Origin of the sequence: Streptococcus mitis SK597 (assembly GCF_000148545.1) — a bacterium.
GTDB lineage: Bacteria > Bacillota > Bacilli > Lactobacillales > Streptococcaceae > Streptococcus > Streptococcus mitis_C.
In genome coordinates, this window is the sequence record NZ_AEDV01000035.1 from 1 (window position 1) to 16,950 (window position 16,950).

The following is a 16,950-nucleotide window of genomic DNA, read 5'->3' on the forward strand; positions in this document are numbered from 1 at the left end:
GTACAACTTTGAGGTTGCAGATAAAACTGATGAAGTCAGTAACATACATACGGTAAGGCGATGCTGACGTGGTTTGAAGAAGTATGAAATAAGAATAAAACAGGAAGTAATGCCTATGAAGTGGTTGAACTAGGTTATTTATGTCAGATGTAAAAGGGTTACTAACTTCTGCGTGAAGAAGGCTTTCGAATTTATGTCAAACAGAAAATGGATCTTGCCCCCTTGGGGCAGATGAGAGAGTATTGTTGGCATGTGCAGAGTTTATGTTAGAAATAAATAAGCTGTCATAACATCGCTAGGATTCATCTTTATGAGTATGAATCTCACAAAATTGGTCAAGAATCTAGCATCTAAAACATCAATTATACAAAAACACAGTCTCTCTTTAGCTTGATTGTGGTCAAGACAGAAGTTACTGCGCAGTTTTATTTTTGAGTTGATTTTTTCTTAGACCATGTGCTTACTGAGGATTGCTTTTATTTTCTGAAGTTGGCGTATTGGCCTGTTTTTCGTTTTCAGTAGCAGGTTTACTTGGAGTAGGAGCAGGAGTAGAAGAATCCTGAGTTGATGTTTTCTGCTCTTCTTTTTTCTCTTCCTTGACGCTGGATTTTGGCGTTTCTTCTTGTTGTGTTTTTTCTTGAGTGGTGTGATTTTCCTTATTGGGAGTAGTATTTTCCTTAGGGGATTCTTTTTGAATTTCTTTGACAATGGTTGTCGTCTGGCTTGTCGTAGGTTCTTTTTTAGTATTTTTGTTATTATCCAATGCGTTCATAATCGTGATACTTGCGGTAATCAAGCCAAGGATACTAGCGATTGTAGCAACGGTTTTTTGAAAGACCGTAAAGCCTTTTTTAATGTGTTCTGTTTTTGGTTTTGAAGTTCTACGATAATTAGACATACATTCTCTCCTTTAATTAAAATTTATTATACCGCATTTCTTTAAAAAAATCTTAAAAAAAGAGGAATTGCCCTTTCTTGTCGCAGGCTCCGTTTCATGATACAATAGAGGGAGTGATTTTAGAAAGCGTGAGAAAACATGATTTACTTTGATAATTCGGCGACGACCAAGCCCTATCCTGAAGCACTTGAAACTTATATGCAGGTCGCTTCAAAAATTTTAGGAAATCCATCTAGTCTCCATCGTTTGGGAGACCAGGCAACACGAATCTTAGATGCTTCCCGCCAACAGATTGCAGATTTAATCGGTAAGAAAAGTGATGAAATCTTCTTTACTTCTGGTGGGACAGAAGGAGATAACTGGGTTATCAAGGGTGTGGCCTTTGAAAAAGCCCAGTTTGGCAAGCACATCATCGTATCAGCCATTGAACATCCAGCAGTCAAAGAATCCGCCCTCTGGCTGAAAAGTCAAGGATTTGAAGTGGATTTTGCTCCAGTTGATGAGAAAGGATTTGTGGATGTTGAGGCTCTAGCAGGTTTGATACGACCTGATACAATCCTAATTTCTGTCATGGCAGTAAACAATGAAATCGGTTCTATCCAGCCCATCGAGGCTATTTCAAAACTATTGGCAGACAAACCGACTATTTCCTTCCACGTTGATGCGGTTCAGGCGCTTGCCAAGATTCCGACTGAAAAGTATCTGACAGAACGAGTGGATTTCGCGACTTTTTCTAGTCACAAGTTCCACGGAGTTCGTGGTGTTGGTTTTGTCTATATCAAGTCTGGCAAGAAGATTACACCTCTTTTAACAGGTGGTGGTCAGGAGCGTGATTATCGTTCGACAACCGAAAATGTGGCAGGGATTGCAGCGACAGCCAAGGCTCTCCGTTTGTCTATGGAGAAGCTAGATTTCTTTACAAGCAAGACTGGACAGATGAAGGCAGTGATTCGCCAAGCACTTCTGGACTATCCAGATATTTTTGTCTTTTCAGATGAGGAAGACTTTGCCCCTCATATCCTGACTTTGGGAATCAAGGGTGTTCGTGGTGAAGTCATCGTTCACGCCTTTGAAGACTATGATATTTTCATCTCAACGACCTCTGCTTGTTCATCCAAGGCTGGAAAACCTGCGGGGACCTTGATTGCCATGGGAGTGGACAAAGATAAGGCCCAGTCAGCTGTGCGTCTTAGTTTAGACCTTGAAAATGATATGAGTCAGGTCGAGCAGTTTTTGACCAAGTTAAAATTAATTTACAACCAAACTAGAAAAGTAAGATAGGAGCATTCATGCAATATTCAGAAATTATGATTCGCTACGGTGAGCTGTCAACCAAGGGCAAAAACCGTATGCGTTTCATCAATAAACTTCGCAATAATATTTCAGACGTTTTGTCTATCTATCCCCAAGTTAAGGTAACTGCAGATCGCGACCGTGCCCACGCTTACCTCAATGGAGCTGATTACACAGCAGTAGCAGAATCTCTCAAACAAGTCTTTGGAATTCAGAATTTTTCTCCAGTATATAAGGTTGAAAAATCTGTAGAAGTTCTGAAGTCTGCTGTCCAAGAGATTATGCAGGACATCTACAAGGAAGGCATGACCTTTAAAATCTCTAGCAAGCGTAGCGACCACACCTTTGAGCTTGATAGTCGTGAACTCAACCAAACACTTGGAGGGGCTGTATTCGAAGTCATTCCAAATGTGCAAGCTCAGATGAAAAATCCTGCTATCAATCTTCAGGTGGAGATTCGTGAGGAAGCTGCTTATATTTCTTATGAGACCATTCGTGGAGCTGGTGGTTTGCCAGTTGGAACTTCAGGTAAAGGTATGCTTATGTTGTCGGGAGGGATTGACTCACCTGTAGCAGGTTATCTTGCTCTTAAGCGTGGGGTGGATATTGAGGCTGTTCACTTTGCTAGTCCACCATATACTAGTCCCGGTGCCCTCAAGAAAGCGCAGGACTTGACCCGTAAATTGACCAAGTTTGGGGGTAATATCCAGTTTATCGAAGTGCCTTTCACTGAGATTCAAGAGGAAATCAAGGCCAAGGCGCCAGAAGCCTATCTCATGACCTTGACCCGTCGTTTTATGATGCGGATTACCGATCGTATTCGTGAGGTACGAAATGGTTTGGTTATCATCAATGGGGAAAGCCTTGGTCAAGTAGCTAGCCAGACCTTGGAAAGCATGCAGGCTATTAACGCTGTGACCAACACTCCCATCATCCGTCCAGTTGTGACCATGGATAAGTTGGAAATCATCGATATTGCACAAGAAATTGATACCTTTGACATTTCAATCCAACCGTTTGAAGACTGTTGTACGATTTTTGCACCAGATCGTCCAAAGACTAATCCTAAGATTAAGAATGCAGAGCAGTATGAAGCGCGTATGGATGTTGAAGGATTAGTAGAGCGAGCAGTGGCTGAAATCATGATTACTGAGATTACACCTCAAGCTGAAAAAGATGAAGTGGATGACTTGATTGATAGCCTACTATAATCAGAAAATCCAAAAGAATTTAGAAAATTAAATGAAAAAGTTAGTTTTTAATCCAAAAATGGAAGAAAAACTGACTTTTTTTCTTAAACTGTGATATAATAAGAATAAATTTTGAATATAGAGAGTTTTCTGACAATGAATCAATCCTACTTTTATTTAAAAATGAAAGAACACAAACTCAAGGTTCCTTATACAGATAAGGAGCGCCGTGTGCGTGTTCTGCTGCCTAAAGATTATGAGAAAGACACGAATCGTTCCTATCCTGTTGTTTACTTTCATGACGGGCAAAATGTTTTTTATAGCAAGGAGTCTTTCATTGGTCATTCATGGAAGATTATCCCAGCTATTAAGCGTAATCCTGATATCAGTCGCATGATTGTCGTAGCCATTGACAATGATGGAATGGGGCGGATGAATGAGTATGCGGCATGGAAGTTCCAAGAATCTCCTATCCCAGGGCAGCAGTTTGGTGGTAAGGGTGTGGAGTATGCCGAATTTGTTATGGAGGTGGTCAAACCTTTTATCGATGAAACTTATCGTACCAAAGCAGATCGCCAGCATACAGCCATGATTGGTTCCTCACTAGGCGGCAATATTACCCAGTTTATCGGTTTGGAATACCAAGACCAGATTGGTTGCCTGGGCGTCTTTTCATCTGCCAACTGGCTCCACCAAGAAGCCTTTAACCGCTATATCGAGCGTCAGCAACTATCGCCTGACCAGCGCATCTTCATCTATGTGGGAACGGAAGAAGCGGATGATACAGACAAGACCTTGATGGCTGGTAATATCAAACAAGCCTATATTGACTCATCGCTTCGCTATTACCATGATTTGATAGCAGGAGGAGTACACTTGGGTAATCTAGTATTGAAAGTTCAGTCTGGTGCCATCCATAGTGAAATCCCTTGGTCAGAAAATCTACCCGATTGTCTGAGATTTTTTGCAGAAAAATGGTAAGTTAAGAAAGGAAAAAACGAAATGCATATTGAACATCTTAGCCACTGGAGTGGCCATCTTAACCGTGAAATGTACCTCAACCGTTATGGACATGCTGGGATTCCAGTTGTGGTCTTTGCTTCATCAGGCGGTAGTCACAATGAATACTATGATTTTGGCATGATTGATGCTTGTGCTTCCTTTATTGAGGAAGGCCGTGTCCAGTTCTTTACCCTATCCAGTGTAGATAGTGAGAGCTGGTTGGCCACTTGGAAAAATGGGCACGACCAAGCAGAGATGCACCGTGCCTACGAGCGCTATGTGATTGAGGAGGCTATTCCTTTTATCAAGCACAAGACAGGTTGGTTTGATGGCATGATGACGACAGGTTGCTCTATGGGAGCCTATCATGCACTCAATTTCTTCCTCCAGCATCCAGATGTCTTTACCAAAGTGATTGCTCTCAGTGGTGTTTACGATGCACGTTTCTTTGTCGGCGATTATTACAATGACGATGCTATTTACCAAAACTCGCCAGTAGATTATATCTGGAACCAGAACGACGGCTGGTTTATCGACCGTTACCGTCAGGCAGAGATTGTGTTGTGTACGGGTCTTGGAGCCTGGGAACAAGATGGTCTACCATCTTTCTACAAGCTCAAAGAAGCCTTTGACCAGAAACAAATTCCAGCCTGGTTTGCTGAATGGGGACACGATGTCGCCCACGATTGGGAATGGTGGCGCAAACAAATGCCTTATTTCCTCGGCAATCTCTATTTATAAAAGGAGTTACCTATGAATTACCTTGTTATTTCTCCCTACTATCCACAAAACTTTCAACAGTTTACAATTGAACTAGCTAATAAAGGCATAACCATCTTGGGAATTGGTCAGGAACCATACGAGCAATTGGATGAACCTTTACGCAATAGCCTAACCGAATATTTCCGTGTGGACAATCTTGAAAATATAGATGAAGTCAAGAGAGCAGTTGCTTTCCTTTTCTATAAACATGGTCCAATTGATCGCATCGAGTCCCACAATGAATACTGGCTAGAGCTGGACGCAGCACTCAGAGAACAATTCAATGTTTTTGGTGCCAAACCAGAGGATCTCAAAAAGACGAAATTTAAGTCTGAAATGAAGAAGCTTTTCAAAAAAGCAGGTGTCCCTGTGGTCCCTGGAGCTGTTATCAAGACGGAAGCAGATGTTGATCAAGCAGTGAACGAAATCGGCCTTCCAATGATTGCCAAACCTGATAATGGAGTGGGAGCAGCCGCAACCTTTAAACTTGAGACAGAAGACGATATCAATCACTTCAAGTCTGAGTGGGATCATTCAACTGTTTATTTCTTTGAGAAATTTGTCACCTCCAGCGAAATTTGCACCTTTGATGGTCTAGTGGACAAGGATGGTAAAATTGTCTTCTCAACAACCTTTGACTACGCCTATACACCGCTTGATCTCATGATTTACAAGATGGACAATTCCTACTATGTTCTCAAGGATATGGATCCTAAACTGCGCAAGTATGGGGAAGCGATTGTCAAGGAATTTGGTATGAAAGAACGGTTCTTCCATATCGAGTTCTTCCGCGAGGGGGATGATTATATCGCCATTGAGTACAATAACCGTCCTGCAGGTGGTTTCACCATTGATGTTTATAACTTTGCTCATTCCCTGGACCTCTATCGTGGCTATGCAGCTATTGTCGCAGGAGAAGAGTTCCCAGTGTCAGAATTTGAACCTCAGTATTGTTTGGCTACTTCTCGCCGTGCCAATGCCCACTATGTTTATTCAGAAGAGGATTTGCTTGATAAATATAGTCAGCAGTTCAAGGTTAAAAATATCATGCCAGCTGCCTTCGCAGAACTTCAAGGAGATTACCTTTATATGCTGACAACTCCTAGTCGACAAGAAATGGATCAGATGATTAAGGACTTTGGTCAGCGTCAGGCTTAAGAGACTATCGGATTAAGGAAAATGACTTTCTTAATCCTTTTGTTTTTTATGATAAATACAGCGGATTGAAACAAGAGTAGGACAAAAGAGCCTCGTAAAAGGTATTACAACTTGGTAATACCTTTTTGATATGAGCCCAGGTTTTCTCAATAAGATTGTACTCAGGTGAGTGGGGAGGAATAAGAAATAAAGCTACTTTTTCTGGGGCTTGTTCATAGTAGGTGTGATTCTTTTTTTTTGAGTGTAGCCCATAACTTTGAGAGCATAGTGGATAGTATAGTAGAATGAAATAAGATGTGAACAAAGTGATTGAGAAAGTCAAATTTTTCTAGAAATGTTTTAGCAACTGTAATGTGCTATTCTAGATTCAATATGCTATAGTTGGATGACAGCCAAATTCAGAAGCTATTTCAGTCAAATAAGCGTCTGGATTGTCAGTAAGATAGTTTTTAAGTCTATCTCTATCAACTTTTCTTGGTTTTGTTCCTTTTACTTGATAGTTTAGATCACCTATTTTCTTTTTTAGATAATGGTATTACGTGAGATTTGGAAAACGTGTGATGCTTCTGTTATACTACCTGTTCGCTCACAATAAGAGAGAACTTTTTTTACGTAAATCTATTGAATATGGCATAAGATAACTGCACCACATTGTGTACTATCTTTAGTTCATTTTGTCATATCTCTGTCGACACAGGTTACTAATATTAATGTACGGGCTCTATGTATGTCAAAAATAAGTTCAGTTATTGAATAGATTGCACTAAACGAGATAGAGGAATAATTTGAGTCTTTTATGCAATCTCCATATAGGATTCATTACTATTGATACCCTTAGATTCTTTTTATTGAAGAAATTTTCTGAAAATTACAAAATATACTTGCTATTTTAGAAAAATAGTGTAGAATATAAGAAATAGGTTTTTAGAATAAGGAGTGGAATATGACAGTAACGATTGATTGGGAAAACCTTGGTTTTTCCTATATGAAATTACCTTATCGCTATATTGCTCATTTTAAAAATGGACAATGGGATCAAGGAGAGCTTGCAGAGGATGCAACTTTGCATATTTCAGAGTCTTCTCCAAGTCTTCACTATGGTCAACAAGCCTTTGAAGGTTTGAAAGCTTACCGTACTAAGGATGGTAGTATTCAACTTTTCCGTCCTGATGAAAATGCTAAACGCCTGCAACGTACTTGTGACCGTCTCTTGATGCCACAAGTTCCGACAGACATGTTTGTAGAAGCTTGTAAGGTAGTTGTTCGTGCGAATGAAGAATACGTACCACCATACGGAACAGGTGGAACCCTTTATCTTCGTCCTCTTTTGATTGGAGTAGGAGATATTATCGGAGTAAAACCAGCAGAGGAATACATTTTCACCATCTTTGCTATGCCAGTTGGAAATTACTTTAAGGGTGGATTGGTTCCAACCAACTTCTTGATTCAGGATGAATACGATCGTGCAGCGCCAAATGGTACAGGTGCAGCTAAGGTTGGTGGGAACTATGCTGCAAGCCTCTTGCCAGGGAAATTGGCTAAAACACGCCATTTCTCAGATGTTATCTATCTAGACCCATCAACTCATACAAAGATTGAAGAAGTCGGCTCAGCTAACTTCTTTGGAATTACAGCTGACAATGAGTTTGTAACACCGTTGAGTCCATCTATCTTGCCATCTATTACTAAGTATTCTTTGCTTTATTTGGCAGAACACCGCTTGGGCTTGACTCCTATTGAGGGAGATGTCCCAATTGATAACCTTGACCGTTTTGTAGAGGCAGGTGCCTGTGGTACAGCAGCAGTTATTTCGCCAATTGGTGGAATTCAGCACGGCGATGATTTCCATGTATTCTATAGTGAAACAGAAGTTGGCCCTGTGACTCGTAAACTCTATGATGAATTGACAGGTATTCAGTTTGGTGATATTGAAGCGCCAGAAGGTTGGATTGTAAAAGTAGATTAAAATAAACAAAAGGAGATTTTTGATGAAATCGAAAAAGTGGATCTTAACAGCAGGAGTGGTCCTGAGCACAACAGCTCTTTTAGTGGCTTGTGGAAAAGCTGATAAAGAAGCAGATGCACCGACAACATTTTCATATGTCTATGCAGTAGATCCAGCATCTTTGGACTATAGTATAGCGACTCGTACATCTACAACAGATGTCATCGGGAACGTGGTTGATGGCTTGATGGAAAACGACCAGTACGGAAATGTTATTCCTTCCTTGGCTGAAGATTGGTCTGTGTCAAAAGATGGTTTGACTTATACCTATAAACTTCGTAAAGGAGTTAAATGGTACACTTCTGAAGGTGAAGAATACGCAGAAGTAACAGCCCATGACTTTGTAACAGGATTGAAACACGTAGCTGACGGTAAGTCAGACGGTGTCTCTCTCATCCAAAATTCAATCAAGGGCTTGGATGCCTACATGACTGGTGAGACCAATGATTTCTCTACAGTTGGTGTCAAGGCCTTGGACGATTATACAGTTGAATATACCCTAAACAAACCAGAAAGTTTCTGGAACTCTAAAGTTACAACAGCGACGATGTTGCCTGTAAATGAAGAGTTTTTGAAGGCATCAGGTAAAGATTATGGAGCAGTTACTCCAGCAGGAATTCTCTACAATGGTCCTTATATCTTGAAGACCTTGACATCTAAATCGTTAATTGAATACGAGAAAAACCCAAATTACTGGGATAAAGAAAAGGTAAAAATCGAGAAGATTAAATTGACCTACTACGATGGCTCTGATCAGGAATCGTTGATTCGTAGTTTCTCTTCTGGTGCCTATACGACAGCCCGTCTCTTCCCAAGTAGCTCAAACTTTGCTTCTACTTTGGAACAATACGGAGATAAAATCACTTATAGCCCACAGGACTCAAGCAGCTATTACTTTACCTTTAACGTAAATCGTCAGTCATATAATAAAACTGCGAAAACAAGTGAAGAACAAAAGACTTCTACTAAAGAAGCTATGCTTAATAAGGACTTCCGTCAGGCTATCAACTTTGCCTTCAACCGCCATTCTTATGCTGCACAGCTAAATGGTGAAGACGGTGCGGACAAGATTATTCGTAACAGCCTTGTTCCTGACAACTTTGTACAAGCAGGGGGTAAAAACTTTGGTCAAATCGCTCAAGCAGAGTTGGTGAATTATGGTGACCAATGGAAAGGTGTTGAGCTAGTTGACGGTAAGGATTCTATCTACAACCCTGACAAGGCTAAAGCTGCGTTCGAAAAAGCTAAGAAAGACTTGGAATCTAAAGGGGTAACTTTCCCAATTCATTTGGATGTTCCAGTTGAACAAACAGATACCATCGCCGTTCAACAAAGTAACTCTTTCAAACAGTCTATCGAATCAACTCTTGGTGCTGAAAATGTTGTCATCGACGTTCTTCAAATGACAGATAATGAAAAGGAAACAATCACTTCTCAAGCGCGTGTTCCTTCTCAAAAAGACTATGACTTGAACAGTACAGGATGGGCTCCAAGTTATCAAGACCCAGCATCTTACTTGAATATCATGGATCCTAAATCAGGTTCTGCTATGAAACACCTTGGTATTACTAAAGGGAAAGATAAGGATGTTGTAGCGAAACTTGGTTTGGACCAATATAAGAAATTATTGGATGATGCAGATTCAGAAACTACAAATCTTGAAGAACGCTATGAAAAATATGCCAAGGCTCAAGCTTGGTTGACAGATAGTTCATTATTGATGCCAACAGCCTCATCTGGTGGTTCTCCAGTTGTAAGTAACGTAGTACCATTCTCAAAACCATACTCACAAGTTGGTATTAAGGGTGACCCATATATCTTTAAGGGAATGAAATTGCAAAAAGATATCGTTACAACAAAAGAATATGAAGAAGCACTGAAAAAATGGCAAAAAGAAAAATTGGAATCAAACGGTAAGTACCAAAAAGAACTAGAAAAACACATTAAATAAAGCGGAAAACTCTATATCAGACTTGGAATGATATAGAGTTTTTTCTTGCTAGTTTTGGGATTTTCTTGTAAAATAGAAAAAGTGAAGAGAGGTATGAAATGAGCAAGAAAGATAAAAAAATTGAAATTCAAGTAGCAGATGCTAAAGTTAATGTAGGAAAAGACAGTTTTGAAGGTTATACATTGACTATCGGTAAAAAAGTTATCGGAGAAATTGCCGAATTAGACGGACAATTTGCCATCATAAAGAATGGGAATGTCGATAGTTTTTATAAAAAATTGGAAAAAGCTGTGGAAATTTTGATTGAAAATTATAATTTAGCAAAATAAGTCTTGTTTTTTTGAAATTTTCATGATATAATAGTCCATGTTGATTGTAGGAGAGATAGCGAAGAGGCTAAACGCGGCGGACTGTAAATCCGCTCCTTCGGGTTCGGGGGTTCGAATCCCTCTCTCTCCATTTCATCAATGGGGTATAGCCAAGCGGTAAGGCAAGGGACTTTGACTCCCTCATGCGTTGGTTCGAATCCAGCTACCCCAGTTCTTAGGTAATAATCAAGATAAAAAGCAAAATATCTTAGGGTATTTTATTTTTATAATTGAAAGACGTGAACGATATGAACATGTCCTTGCGGGTGCTTAGGAAAAAAATTATAAGTATGTCAAGTTTAAGAAAAACTTGATTGTTGGAGGATTTTTTAGATGAACGAATTTGAAGATTTGCTAAATAGCGTTAGCCAAGTTGAGACTGGTGATGTTGTTAGTGCTGAAGTATTGACAGTTGATGCGACTCAAGCTAACGTTGCAATCTCTGGAACTGGTGTTGAAGGTGTCTTGACTCTTCGCGAATTGACAAACGATCGCGATGCAGATATCAATGACTTTGTTAAAGTAGGAGAAGTATTGGATGTTCTTGTACTTCGTCAAGTAGTTGGTAAAGATACTGATACAGTTACATACCTTGTATCTAAAAAACGCCTTGAAGCTCGCAAAGCATGGGACAAACTTGTTGGTCGCGAAGAAGAAGTTGTTACTGTTAAAGGAACTCGTGCCGTTAAAGGTGGACTTTCAGTAGAATTTGAAGGTGTTCGTGGATTTATCCCAGCTTCAATGTTGGATACTCGTTTCGTACGTAACACTGAGCGTTTTGTAGGTCAAGAATTTGACGCTAAAATCAAAGAAGTTGACGCTAAAGAAAACCGCTTTATCCTTTCACGTCGTGAAGTTGTTGAAGCAGCTACAGCAGCAGCTCGCGCTGAAGTATTCGGTAAATTGGCTGTTGGTGATGTTGTAACTGGTAAAGTTGCTCGTATCACAAGCTTTGGTGCTTTCATCGACCTTGGTGGTGTTGACGGATTGGTTCACTTGACTGAATTGTCACACGAACGTAACGTATCACCAAAATCAGTTGTAACTGTTGGTGAAGAAATTGAAGTGAAAATCCTTGATCTTAACGAAGAAGAAGGACGTGTATCACTTTCACTTAAAGCAACAACACCTGGACCATGGGATGGCGTTGAGCAAAAATTGGCTAAAGGTGATGTAGTAGAAGGAACAGTTAAACGTTTGACTGACTTCGGTGCATTTGTTGAAGTATTGCCAGGTATCGATGGTCTTGTTCACGTATCACAAATTTCACACAAACGTATTGAAAATCCCAAAGAAGCTCTTAAAGTTGGTCAAGAAGTTAAAGTTAAAGTTCTTGAAGTTAACGCAGATGCAGAGCGCGTATCACTTTCTATCAAAGCTCTTGAAGAGCGTCCAGCTCAAGAAGAAGGACAAAAAGAAGAAAAACGTGCTGCTCGTCCACGTCGTCCAAAACGTCAAGAAAAACGTGATTTCGAACTTCCAGAAACACAAACAGGATTCTCAATGGCTGACTTGTTCGGTGATATCGAACTTTAATCAAATTGAAAATTTACAAAATCCTTTGTTTACTAAACAAGGGATTTTTCTTTTGTCTCTGCTCCTTTTTTTGATATAATAGTTCTATGTTAAAATCAGAAAAACAATCACGTTATCAAATGTTAAATGAAGAATTGTTCTTCCTATTGGAAGGCGAGACCAATGTTTTGGCTAATCTTTCCAACGCCAGTGCTCTCATAAAATCACGTTTTCCTAATACCGTATTTGCAGGCTTTTATTTGTTCGATGGAAAGGAATTGGTTTTAGGTCCCTTCCAAGGAGGTGTTTCCTGTATCCGTATTGCACTAGGCAAGGGTGTTTGTGGTGAGGCAGCTCACTTTCAGGAAACTGTTGTTGTTGGAGATGTAACAATTTATCCCAACTATATTTCTTGTGATAGTCGGGCTAAAAGTGAAATTGTTGTGCCCATGATAAATAATGGCCAACTACTTGGAGTTCTGGATTTGGATTCTTCAGAGATTGAGGATTACGATGCTATGGATCGAGATTATTTGGAACAATTTGTTGCTATTTTGCTTGAAAAGACGGAATGGGACTTTACAATGTTTGGGGAAAAATCTTAATGTATCAAGCACTTTATCGAAAATATAGAAGTCAAAACTTCTCCCAGTTGGTTGGTCAAGAAGTTGTGGCTAAGACTCTTAAACAAGCAGTAGAACAAGAGAAAATAAGTCATGCCTATCTTTTTTCTGGTCCACGGGGAACGGGAAAAACCAGTGTAGCCAAGATTTTTGCCAAAGCTATGAACTGTCCAAATCAAGTGGGTGGTGAACCTTGTAATAACTGCTATATTTGTCAAGCAGTGACAGATGGTAGTTTAGAAGATGTCATTGAAATGGATGCTGCCTCTAATAACGGGGTGGATGAAATCCGTGAAATTCGTGATAAATCTACCTATGCGCCTAGCCTTGCTCGTTATAAGGTTTATATCATAGATGAGGTTCACATGCTGTCTACAGGGGCTTTTAATGCCCTCCTAAAGACGCTGGAAGAGCCAACACAGAATGTAGTCTTTATTTTGGCCACTACTGAATTGCACAAGATTCCTGCCACTATTCTATCCCGTGTGCAACGTTTTGAATTTAAATCGATTAAGACACAGGATATTAAGGAACATATCCACTATATTTTAGAAAAAGAAAATATCAGTTCTGAAACAGAGGCTGTGGAAATTATTGCCAGACGGGCTGAAGGTGGGATGCGGGATGCCTTGTCTATTTTGGATCAAGCCCTGAGTTTGACACAAGGAAATGAATTGACGACTGCCATCTCTGAAGAAATTACTGGCACCATTAGCCTATCAGCCTTGGATGATTATGTGGCTGCCTTGTCTCAACAGGATGTTACCAAGGCCTTGTCTTGCTTAAATCTTCTTTTTGATAATGGTAAGAGTATGACTCGTTTTGTGACGGATCTTTTGCACTATTTAAGAGACTTGTTAATTGTTCAAACAGGTGGAGAAAACACTCATCATAGTCCAGTCTTTGTAGAGAATTTGGCACTTCCTCAAGAAAATTTGTTTGAAATGATTCGCTTAGCAACAGTCAGTTTGGCAGATATTAAGTCTAGTTTGCAGCCTAAGATTTATGCTGAGATGATGACCATCCGTTTGGCGGAGATTAAGCCTGAACCAGCTCTTTCAGGGGCGGTTGAACATGAAATTGCTGCATTGAGACAGGAAGTTGCCCGTCTCAAACATGAACTCGCCAATGTGGGAACCGTAGCTAAGCCAACAAATCCAGCTCCTAGTCGTCCAGCGGCAGGCAAAACAGTCTATCGTGTAGATCGCAATAAAGTTCAATCTATCTTACAAGAGGCCGTCGAAAATCCTGATTTAGCACGTCAAAATCTGATTCGCTTGCAGAATGCCTGGGGAGAGGTAATTGAAAGTCTTGGAGGCCCTGATAAGGCTCTGCTAGTTGGTTCTCAACCGGTTGCAGCCAATGAACACCATGCTATTCTTGCTTTTGAATCTAACTTCAATGCTGGTCAAACCATGAAACGAGACAATCTCAACACCATGTTTGGCAATATCCTCAGTCAGGCAGCAGGTTTTTCACCCGAAATTTTAGCCATTTCCATGGAGGAATGGAAAGAAGTTCGCGCAGCCTTTTCAGCCAAAACCAAATCTTCTCAAACTGAAACAGAAGTAGAAGAAAGTCTGATTCCAGAAGGATTTGAATTTTTGGCTGATAAAGTGAAGGTAGAGGAAGACTAAAGAAAGATTTCATGATACAATAAGTTTATGAATAAACAACAATTTATTATTATGGCGCTGTTTACAGCTGCTGAGACCTATTTTTTCAATGAAGCCTGGATGACTGGTCGCTATATTATGGCAGCCTTTTGGGCAATTTTACTCTTCAGAAATTTTCGTGTCAGTTATGTGATGGGCAAAATCGTTGATGTCATCGATCAGCATTTTAATAGGAAAGACTAGCCCTCAGCTTCCAGACAAAATCAAAGCCTTTTAGGCTTTTTTTTGTTATACTATAAAAGTATATTTATAGACCTTTTATACTCTTCGAAAATCTCTTCAAACCACGTCAGCTTTATCTGCAACCTCAAAGCGGTGCTTTGAGCAACCTGCGGCTAGCTTCCTAGTTTGCTCTTTGATTTTCATTGAGTATTACCGTATTTTCTAGAGACAACTAGTATGTTTCTAGTAAGCACTGTAAAGGTCTTGAAAAAGAAAGGAATTATCATGTCAGTATTAGAGATCAAAGATCTTCACGTTGAGATTGAAGGAAAAGAAATTTTAAAAGGGGTTAACCTGACCCTGAAAACAGGAGAAATTGCCGCTATCATGGGACCAAATGGTACTGGTAAATCGACTCTTTCTGCAGCTATCATGGGAAATCCAAACTATGAAGTTACCAAAGGTGAAGTCTTGTTTGATGGCGTAAACATTCTTGAGTTGGAAGTGGACGAGCGTGCGCGTATGGGACTTTTCCTTGCTATGCAATACCCATCAGAAATTCCTGGTATTACTAACGCTGAGTTTCTTCGTGCAGCCATGAATGCTGGTAAAGAAGACGATGAGAAGATTTCAGTTCGCGAGTTTATTACTAAGCTAGATGAAAAAATGGAATTGCTCAACATGAAAGAAGAAATGGCAGAGCGTTACCTTAACGAAGGTTTCTCTGGTGGTGAGAAAAAACGTAATGAAATTCTTCAACTCTTGATGTTGGAACCAACTTTCGCTCTTTTGGACGAGATTGACTCAGGTCTTGATATTGATGCTCTTAAAGTCGTATCGAAAGGTGTGAATGCCATGCGTGGTGAAGGTTTTGGTGCTATGATCATCACTCACTACCAACGTCTTTTGAACTACATCACACCTGATGTGGTACACGTCATGATGGAAGGTCGTGTTGTCCTTTCAGGTGGTCCAGAATTGGCTGCGCGTTTGGAACGTGAAGGATACGCAAAACTAGCTGAAGAACTTGGCTACGACTACAAGGAAGAATTGTAATTCCCTCGTATCTTTTAGGAGAAGTAAATGACTAAAGAAAATATTAAACTTTTTTCAGAAATGCACGCTGAACCAAGCTGGTTGGCTGACCTCCGTCAAAAAGCTTTTGATAAGATTGAGAGCCTAGAATTACCAGTTATTGAGCGTGTCAAATTCCACCGTTGGAATCTGGGGGATGGGACGATTACAGAAAGCGAGCCATCAGCAAATGTTCCAGATTTCACTGCACTAGATAACCACTTGAAGTTGGTGCAAGTAGGAACGCAAACTGTTTTTGAGCAAATTCCAGTTGAGTTGGCTGAACAGGGTATCATCTTTACAGACTTCCACTCAGCTTTAGAAGAAATTCCAGAGCTTGTTGAGGAATTCTTCATGTCATCTGTCAAGTATGACGATGATAAGTTGGCAGCCTACCATACAGCTTATTTCAATAGTGGTGCTGTTCTCTACATTCCTGATAACGTGGAGATTGCTGAACCAATCGAAGGAATTTTCTACCAAGACAGCGATAGCGATGTGCCGTTTAACAAGCATATTATGATTATCGCTGGTAAGAATAGTAAGATTAGTTATCTGGAGCGTTTAGAGTCACGCGGCCAAGGAAGTGCCAAAGCAACTGCTAATATCACAGTAGAAGTAATTGCACGTTCTGGTGCGCAAGTGAAGTTTGCGGCTATCGACCGTCTAGGTGAAAACGTCACTGCTTACATTAGCCGTCGTGGTAAATTAGGCAACGATGCAAGTATTGACTGGGCAATCGGTGTCATGAACGAAGGGAATGTCGTTGCGGACTTTGATAGCGACTTGATTGGTAACGGTAGCCATGCAGATCTCAAGGTTGTAGCTCTTTCAAGTGGTCGTCAGGTGCAAGGGATTGATACTCGTGTAACTAACTATGGTTGCAACTCAATCGGAAATATCCTCCAACATGGGGTTATTCTTGAGAAAGCAACTTTAACTTTCAACGGTATTGGCCACATCATCAAGGGTGCTAAAGGAGCAGATGCGCAACAAGAAAGTCGTGTTCTCATGCTTTCAGACCAAGCGCGTTCAGATGCCAATCCAATTCTTTTGATTGATGAAAATGACGTAACTGCAGGACACGCGGCTTCTATCGGTCAGGTAGATCCAGAAGATATGTACTACCTCATGAGCCGTGGCTTGGATAAGGCAACTGCAGAACGCTTGGTTGTTCGTGGTTTCCTTGGATCCGTTATCGTTGAGATTCCAGTCAAAGAAGTTCGCGATGAAATGATTGCAACTATCGAAGAAAAATTGTCAAAACGCTAAG

At 40.3% G+C, this 16,950-nt stretch carries 15 protein-coding genes, 2 tRNA genes and 2 pseudogenes; 17 read left to right on the plus strand and 2 right to left on the minus strand.

The window, feature by feature from the left end; genetic code table 11:
* Nucleotides 1-174: 174 nt before the first annotated feature.
* A pseudogene (locus tag SMSK597_RS13790) lies at nucleotides 175-435 on the plus strand (IS5/IS1182 family transposase); the annotation flags it as partial.
* A 25-nt stretch (nucleotides 436-460) separates the two neighbouring features.
* On the opposite strand, the gene SMSK597_RS06615 reads toward SMSK597_RS13790, so the two are convergent.
* Entirely contained in the window at nucleotides 461-898 is a 438-nt protein-coding gene (locus tag SMSK597_RS06615; RefSeq protein ID WP_000073941.1) for a DUF6556 family protein, read from the minus strand.
* A gap of 138 nt (nucleotides 899-1,036) precedes the next feature.
* On the opposite strand from SMSK597_RS06615, the gene SMSK597_RS06620 reads away from it, so the two are divergent.
* The 5 genes from SMSK597_RS06620 (at nucleotide 1,037) to SMSK597_RS06640 (ending at nucleotide 6,303) form a co-directional block, all read left to right on the plus strand.
* Nucleotides 1,037-2,179, plus strand: a complete 1,143-nt coding sequence (locus tag SMSK597_RS06620) for a cysteine desulfurase family protein (RefSeq protein WP_000638911.1) — start codon at nucleotides 1,037-1,039, stop codon at nucleotides 2,177-2,179.
* Between the two features lie 8 nt (nucleotides 2,180-2,187).
* Nucleotides 2,188-3,402, plus strand: a complete 1,215-nt coding sequence (gene thiI, locus SMSK597_RS06625; RefSeq protein ID WP_001200065.1) for a tRNA uracil 4-sulfurtransferase ThiI — start codon at nucleotides 2,188-2,190, stop codon at nucleotides 3,400-3,402.
* A gap of 135 nt (nucleotides 3,403-3,537) precedes the next feature.
* Complete coding sequence (locus tag SMSK597_RS06630; RefSeq protein WP_001076697.1) at nucleotides 3,538-4,362, plus strand: alpha/beta hydrolase; 825 nt, start codon at nucleotides 3,538-3,540, stop codon at nucleotides 4,360-4,362.
* A 21-nt stretch (nucleotides 4,363-4,383) separates the two neighbouring features.
* Nucleotides 4,384-5,124 carry an esterase family protein gene (locus SMSK597_RS06635; RefSeq protein ID WP_000546753.1) on the plus strand — a complete coding sequence of 247 codons (741 nt, stop codon included), beginning with the start codon at nucleotides 4,384-4,386 and terminating at the stop codon, nucleotides 5,122-5,124.
* A 12-nt stretch (nucleotides 5,125-5,136) separates the two neighbouring features.
* Nucleotides 5,137-6,303 carry an ATP-grasp domain-containing protein gene (locus SMSK597_RS06640; RefSeq protein WP_001108599.1) on the plus strand — a complete coding sequence of 389 codons (1,167 nt, stop codon included), beginning with the start codon at nucleotides 5,137-5,139 and terminating at the stop codon, nucleotides 6,301-6,303.
* Nucleotides 6,304-6,349: 46 nt separating this feature from the next.
* On the opposite strand, the pseudogene SMSK597_RS14080 reads toward SMSK597_RS06640, so the two are convergent.
* Nucleotides 6,350-6,937 (minus strand): annotated as a pseudogene (locus SMSK597_RS14080) (IS630 transposase-related protein).
* A 309-nt stretch (nucleotides 6,938-7,246) separates the two neighbouring features.
* Between SMSK597_RS14080 and SMSK597_RS06650 the strand changes: the two are divergent.
* The 11 genes from SMSK597_RS06650 to sufD all read left to right on the plus strand — a co-directional run bounded on the left by SMSK597_RS06650 (nucleotide 7,247) and on the right by sufD (nucleotide 16,949).
* Nucleotides 7,247-8,269 (plus strand): branched-chain amino acid aminotransferase, encoded by a 1,023-nt coding sequence (locus tag SMSK597_RS06650; protein ID WP_000218996.1) that lies wholly within the window; start codon nucleotides 7,247-7,249, stop codon nucleotides 8,267-8,269.
* A 22-nt stretch (nucleotides 8,270-8,291) separates the two neighbouring features.
* A complete protein-coding gene (locus SMSK597_RS06655) occupies nucleotides 8,292-10,259 on the plus strand; it encodes a peptide ABC transporter substrate-binding protein (RefSeq protein WP_000837381.1) in 1,968 nt (655 codons plus the stop codon).
* A 98-nt stretch (nucleotides 10,260-10,357) separates the two neighbouring features.
* On the plus strand, nucleotides 10,358-10,588 hold the full coding sequence (locus tag SMSK597_RS06660) for a DUF2969 domain-containing protein (protein WP_000037113.1): 231 nt from the start codon (nucleotides 10,358-10,360) through the stop codon (nucleotides 10,586-10,588).
* 49 nt (nucleotides 10,589-10,637) lie between these two features.
* Nucleotides 10,638-10,718, plus strand: a tRNA-Tyr gene (locus tag SMSK597_RS0102305).
* 9 nt (nucleotides 10,719-10,727) lie between these two features.
* Nucleotides 10,728-10,799, plus strand: a tRNA-Gln gene (locus SMSK597_RS0102310).
* A 161-nt stretch (nucleotides 10,800-10,960) separates the two neighbouring features.
* A complete protein-coding gene (gene rpsA, locus SMSK597_RS06665) occupies nucleotides 10,961-12,163 on the plus strand; it encodes a 30S ribosomal protein S1 (RefSeq protein WP_001001630.1) in 1,203 nt (400 codons plus the stop codon).
* Nucleotides 12,164-12,249: 86 nt separating this feature from the next.
* A complete protein-coding gene (locus SMSK597_RS06670; protein ID WP_000920155.1) occupies nucleotides 12,250-12,747 on the plus strand; it encodes a GAF domain-containing protein in 498 nt (165 codons plus the stop codon).
* The gene (dnaX, locus tag SMSK597_RS06675; protein WP_004237788.1) at nucleotides 12,747-14,402 is read left to right on the plus strand and encodes a DNA polymerase III subunit gamma/tau; all 1,656 of its coding nucleotides are present in this window, start codon (nucleotides 12,747-12,749) and stop codon (nucleotides 14,400-14,402) included. The genes SMSK597_RS06670 and dnaX overlap by 1 nt, the downstream gene beginning before the upstream one ends.
* A gap of 27 nt (nucleotides 14,403-14,429) precedes the next feature.
* Nucleotides 14,430-14,624, plus strand: coding sequence for a DUF3272 domain-containing protein (locus SMSK597_RS06680; protein ID WP_001041547.1), 195 nt, complete (start codon nucleotides 14,430-14,432; stop codon nucleotides 14,622-14,624).
* A 264-nt stretch (nucleotides 14,625-14,888) separates the two neighbouring features.
* On the plus strand, nucleotides 14,889-15,659 hold the full coding sequence (gene sufC, locus SMSK597_RS06685) for a Fe-S cluster assembly ATPase SufC (protein WP_000114489.1): 771 nt from the start codon (nucleotides 14,889-14,891) through the stop codon (nucleotides 15,657-15,659).
* 27 nt (nucleotides 15,660-15,686) lie between these two features.
* Nucleotides 15,687-16,949: a Fe-S cluster assembly protein SufD gene (sufD, locus tag SMSK597_RS06690; RefSeq protein ID WP_000159653.1), complete on the plus strand. Its 1,263-nt coding sequence runs from the start codon at nucleotides 15,687-15,689 to the stop codon at nucleotides 16,947-16,949.
* Nucleotide 16,950: the final 1 nt, after the last annotated feature.

Bases quoted from the DNA above. Each gene is read 5' to 3' on its own strand.
- SMSK597_RS06635 (WP_000546753.1), top strand. From the start codon at position 4,384: ATGCATATTGAACATCTTAGCCACTGGAGTGGCCATCTTAACCGTGAA.
- SMSK597_RS06630 (WP_001076697.1), top strand. From the start codon at position 3,538: ATGAATCAATCCTACTTTTATTTAAAAATGAAAGAACACAAACTCAAG.
- SMSK597_RS06620 (WP_000638911.1), top strand. From the start codon at position 1,037: ATGATTTACTTTGATAATTCGGCGACGACCAAGCCCTATCCTGAAGCA.
- SMSK597_RS06640 (WP_001108599.1), top strand. From the start codon at position 5,137: ATGAATTACCTTGTTATTTCTCCCTACTATCCACAAAACTTTCAACAG.
- SMSK597_RS06670 (WP_000920155.1), top strand. From the start codon at position 12,250: ATGTTAAAATCAGAAAAACAATCACGTTATCAAATGTTAAATGAAGAA.
- SMSK597_RS06680 (WP_001041547.1), top strand. From the start codon at position 14,430: ATGAATAAACAACAATTTATTATTATGGCGCTGTTTACAGCTGCTGAG.
- rpsA (WP_001001630.1), top strand. From the start codon at position 10,961: ATGAACGAATTTGAAGATTTGCTAAATAGCGTTAGCCAAGTTGAGACT.
- sufC (WP_000114489.1), top strand. From the start codon at position 14,889: ATGTCAGTATTAGAGATCAAAGATCTTCACGTTGAGATTGAAGGAAAA.
- SMSK597_RS06615 (WP_000073941.1), bottom strand. From the start codon at position 898: ATGTCTAATTATCGTAGAACTTCAAAACCAAAAACAGAACACATTAAA.
- SMSK597_RS06650 (WP_000218996.1), top strand. From the start codon at position 7,247: ATGACAGTAACGATTGATTGGGAAAACCTTGGTTTTTCCTATATGAAA.
- SMSK597_RS06655 (WP_000837381.1), top strand. From the start codon at position 8,292: ATGAAATCGAAAAAGTGGATCTTAACAGCAGGAGTGGTCCTGAGCACA.
- dnaX (WP_004237788.1), top strand. From the start codon at position 12,747: ATGTATCAAGCACTTTATCGAAAATATAGAAGTCAAAACTTCTCCCAG.
- thiI (WP_001200065.1), top strand. From the start codon at position 2,188: ATGCAATATTCAGAAATTATGATTCGCTACGGTGAGCTGTCAACCAAG.
- SMSK597_RS06660 (WP_000037113.1), top strand. From the start codon at position 10,358: ATGAGCAAGAAAGATAAAAAAATTGAAATTCAAGTAGCAGATGCTAAA.
- sufD (WP_000159653.1), top strand. From the start codon at position 15,687: ATGACTAAAGAAAATATTAAACTTTTTTCAGAAATGCACGCTGAACCA.